Annotated in this window: 4 protein-coding genes; 1 reads left to right on the top strand and 3 read right to left on the bottom strand. The window is 71.3% G+C overall.

Annotated features, from left to right (window positions below):
* From AC1DY2_RS16175 to AC1DY2_RS16165, 3 genes are all read right to left on the bottom strand, one after another.
* On the bottom strand, nt 1-1,809 hold the full coding sequence (locus tag AC1DY2_RS16175) for an ABC transporter ATP-binding protein (RefSeq protein WP_476763350.1): 1,809 nt from the start codon (nt 1,807-1,809) through the stop codon (nt 1-3).
* Nucleotides 1,806-3,701: an ABC transporter ATP-binding protein gene (locus AC1DY2_RS16170; protein ID WP_476763349.1), complete on the bottom strand. Its 1,896-nt coding sequence runs from the start codon at nt 3,699-3,701 to the stop codon at nt 1,806-1,808. Before AC1DY2_RS16170 ends, AC1DY2_RS16175 begins: the two co-directional genes overlap by 4 nt.
* Before the next feature lie 143 nt (nt 3,702-3,844).
* Nucleotides 3,845-3,979, bottom strand: a complete 135-nt coding sequence (locus AC1DY2_RS16165) for a hypothetical protein (protein WP_268891261.1) — start codon at nt 3,977-3,979, stop codon at nt 3,845-3,847.
* A 160-nt stretch (nt 3,980-4,139) separates the two neighbouring features.
* Between AC1DY2_RS16165 and AC1DY2_RS16160 the strand changes: the two genes are divergently transcribed.
* A partial coding sequence (locus AC1DY2_RS16160; protein WP_476763348.1) for a hypothetical protein occupies nt 4,140-4,455 on the top strand: 316 nt, incomplete at its 3' end.

Below are 4,455 nucleotides of genomic sequence, written 5' to 3'. Positions count from 1 at the left end.
CTACACGAGCGAGTCGCGCCAGGCCGCGTGCAGCGCCGCGAACCGCCCCGACCCGCCGATGAGGTCGGCGGGCGCGCCGTCCTCGACGATGCGCCCGTGCTCCATGACGAGCACCCGGTCGGCGATCGCCACGGTCGACAGGCGGTGCGCGATGATCACGGCCGTGCGGTCGGCGAGGAGGGACTGCAAGCCCTCCTGCACCGCGCGCTCGCTCGGGATGTCGAGCGACGATGTCGCCTCGTCGAGGATCAGCACCGCGGGGTTCGCGAGGAACGCCCGGGCGAACGAGATGAGCTGCCGCTGCCCGGCCGAGACGCGCCCGCCGCGCTTGTTCACGTCGGTGTCGTAGCCGTTCGGCAGGCCCTCGATGAACTCGTGGGCGCCGACCGCGCGAGCGGCCGCCACGATCTCGTCGAAGGTCGCGTCGGGCTTGCCGAGCGCGATGTTGTCGGCGACCGACCCCGAGAACAGGTACGCCTCCTGCGTGACCATGACGATCGCGCGCCGGAGGTCCTTCGGGTGCAACTGCCGCAGGTCGATCCCGTCGAGCTCCACCACGCCGTCACTCGGGTCGTAGAACCGGGCGATGAGCTTCGCGAGCGTCGACTTGCCTGCGCCCGTCGACCCGACGAGCGCGATCGTCTGGCCCGCCGGGATGTCGAGGTCGAACCGCGGCAGGATGACGCGGTCGCGTGTGTACGCGAACTCGACGCGCTCGAACCGCACGTGGCCGTCGGCGTTCCAGAGGTCGACCGGACGTTCGGGGTCGGGCACGCTCGGCTCCTCCTCGAGCACGCCCGAGATCTTCTCGAGCGCGGATGCCGCGGACTGGTACCCGTTGTAGAACATCGCCATCTCCTCCATCGGGTCGAAGAAGCGCTTGGTGTAGAGCAGGGCCGCGAGCAGCACACCCACCTCCATGCCGCCGTCGACCACGCGGAATCCGCCGACGACGAGCACGGCCGCGACGCAGACGTTGCCGATCAGCAGCAGGCCCGGATCGTAGATGCCGAACAGCTGGATGACCTTCGCGTTCACGCCGCGGTAGTCCTCGACGAGGTCGCCGAACTCCTTCTCGTTGCGCTGCTCCTTGCGGAACGCCTGTACGGCGCGGATTCCCGTCATCGACTCGACGAAGTGCACGATGAGGCTCGCGCTGGCGACGCGCGAGCGCCGGAAGAGCCGCTGCGACCGCACCTGGAACCACCGCGTGAGCACGGCGAGCGGCACGAGCGCGGCGAGCAGCACGAGCGCCGACGTCCAGTCGAGGAGCGCGAGCGCCACCGCCGTGAACGACATGTAGAGCGCCCCGCGCACGAGCTGGTTGATGCCCTCGTCGAGGAGCTCCCGGATCGCGTCGAGGTCGCTCGTCTGCCGGGAGATGATGCGGCCCGACGTGTAGGACTCGTGGAACTCGAGCGAGAGCTTCTGCGTGTGCAGGAACACCCGGGTGCGCAGGTCGAGCAGCACCGCCTGGCTGATCCTCGCCGACAGCCGGATGTACCACGCGATGAGGAACGCGCCGGCCGCGCCGGTGAGGAGGTACGCCACGCCGGCGAAGCCGACCGGCATCCAGTCGCCCGCCATGAGCGCGGGCAGGCCCTGGTCGATGCCGTACGCGATGAGCGCCGGACCCGCGACCTGCGCGCCCGTCGAGATGACGACGATCGCCATGGTGATCCACAGCCGCGCCCGGACCGGGTGCAGCAGGGAGCCGAGCAGCCGCAGCGACCGCTGGCGGATCTGGGTGGATTCGGCCTTCGTGAAGTCGTGGCGTTCCTCGCCCTCGACGCCCGTGACGGTGCTCATCGGGTCGCCTCCTCTCGTGCGATGGGTTCGATCTCCCGTGCGATGGGTTCCATGCCGGAGGCCTGTGCGGCCTCCCGCTTCTCCTCGTCCTCCAGGCTGGAGATGACGAAGGCGTAGTGGCCGTTCTCGCGCAGCAGCTCGGAGTGCGTGCCGACGGCGGTGACCCGCCCGTCCTCGAGGAGCGCCACCCGGTCGGCGAGCATGACCGTCGAGGGGCGGTGCGCCACGATGAGCGCGGTCGTCGACGCGAGCACCTCGCGCAGCTCCGCCTCGACGCGCGCCTCGGTGGCCACGTCGAGTGCCGAGAGCGGGTCGTCGAGCACGAGCACGGCGGGGGATGCCGCGACGGCGCGTGCGAGCGCGAGCCGCTGGCGCTGCCCGCCCGAGAGGCTCATGCCCTCCTCGCCGACCTTCGTGTCGAGGCCGTCGGGCAGGTCGTGCACGAAGCCGGCCTGCGCGATGCGCAGCGCCTCCTCGAGCACCCGGTCGGCCACGGCTCGCACCTCGGTGTCGTCGCCGGCCAGCTCAGGGCGGCCGAGCAGCACGTTGTCGCGCACGGAGGCGCTGAACAGCGTGGCGTCCTCGAAGGCCATCGCGATATGGGTGCGCAGCTCCTCGCGGGAGAGCGCCCGGATGTCGACGCCGTCGAGCGTGATGGAGCCGCCCGTCACGTCGTAGAGCCGCGTGGTGAGCGCGGTCATGGTCGTCTTGCCGCTGCCCGTGAGGCCGACGAGCGCCATGGTCTCGCCCGGCTCGAGCACGAGGTCGACGCCGTCGAGCAGGTCGCCGAAGCGGTCGGGCGAGTCCTGGTAGCGGAACCGCACGTCGTTGAACGCGAGCTCGCCGCGGGGACGCTCGATCGTGACCGGCGCCTCGGGGTCGGTGATCTGGTTCTCGCTGTCGAGGATGTCGAAGAAGCGGTCGGTCGCGGTGCGCGCGTCGACCGAGAACGCGAGCAGGAAGCCGATCGACTCGATCGGCCACGCCAGCACGGTCGCGGTGGCGAAGAACGCCACGAGCTCGCCGACCGAGAGCACGCCCTGCGACGCCAGCCACACGCCGAGCACGAGGCACACGGCGAGCGCGACGGTGGGCACGACGAGGATCCACGCCCAGATGCCGGCGTCGAGCCGCGCCTTCTCGATCTCGGTGCTGCGCAGCGACTCCGCCTGCGCGCGGAAGGTCGTGAGCGCGTGCTTGCCGCGCCCGAACGCCTTGAGCACGCGGATGCCGTGCACCGACTCCTCGACCGCGGTGGCGAGGTCGCCCGCCTGGTCCTGGCTGCGGCGCGACACCTCGGAGTAGCGGCCCTCGAAGCGGTAGCCGACGATCCACAGCGGGATCGAGCACACGAGGAACACCGCACCGAGGATCCAGTTCATCGACACGAGGATCGCGAGGCCCACCACGATGACGACGAGGTTGACGACGAGCAGCACGAGCCCGAACGACAGCCACCGCCGGATGATGTTGAGGTCGCTGACCGCACGCGAGAGCAGCTGGCCGCTCGGCCAGCGGTCGTGGAAGCTGACGGGCAGGTCCTGCAGCTTGGCGTAGAGCGCGTTGCGCATGCGCGCCTCGACATGGGTGCCGGGCTTGAGCACGAACCAGCGGCGGAGCGCGATCATGACGGCCTCGAGCACGCCGAGGCCCAGCACGAGCGCGGCGAGCGGGAGGATCGCGCTCGCATCGCCGTCGGCGAGCGGGCCGTCGACGATCGACTGGAGCACCTGCGGGATCGACAGGGCGATGAGCTGCGCGCTCAGCGAGGCGGCCATGCCCGCGATGATGAACGGGATGGCGGGGCCTGCGTACTCGCGCAGCCGGAGCAGCGCGCGCACGGTGCCGGGGCGCGCGGGTGAGGGGTCCTGGTGAAGCGGGGTGGCGGACAAGCCGGTTCCTTCCGGAGGAGGCGTCAGGGCGTTCTCGTGGGACGCCGACGACGTGTCGGATCGAGCGGACGCGCACGGCGGCGACGTCGGATGCGGGGATACCGCGGAATGGGCAGGCTGCGCCTGCGGGGCTGGGGCGGAAGCTACCCGGAGAACGCCTCGATGAGGAGGACCGGGCGGGCAGCGCCGTCGACCGCGACCTGGCGGGCGTAGCTGTCTGTCTGCATGGTGTCCTCCTGCGTCGTCGTCTTCGAACCCTCGTGGCCGTCGGATGTCACGCGAAGACCAGCCCTTCAGACTAGGGGGTCCCGACGGCGGGCCGCAAGACCGAGTTCGAGCGCTAGGCTGTGCGGATTCGTCACCGCGCGGGGTGGAGCCCTGCAGCATTCCCGTTCGCGCGCACCTGGACCGACGACACGAGGAGATCGCGTGGGAGCGATGCGGATCGCGTTCGCGCGCGCTGCGGCGCGTGCCGGCGTGCTCGGTTCCATCGCGGCCGTCGTCTTCCTGCTCGCCGGCCTCGGCACGGCGGTGGTCGACTCCGTCTCGGGCGCCGCGACGACGGGTCTGCGCGAAGGCCTCGCCGCGGCATCCGGAACCGACGGCGCGGCACGCTGGCAGATCCGCGTCGCGGCGGACCCCGACGCGCAGGCGGAGGCCGCGGCATCCGTGCTCGACCGCATGGTCACCCGGCACGGCGCGACCTGGAGCCGCTCGGTGCAGACCGCGCCGGTGGACGCCGTCGCCGACGGGC

The sequence above is a fragment of the Agromyces sp. P1_H4 genome (assembly GCF_056405255.1).
The sequence above is the reverse complement of the archived record's forward strand: the minus strand, read 5'-3'. Positions and strand labels throughout refer to the sequence as shown.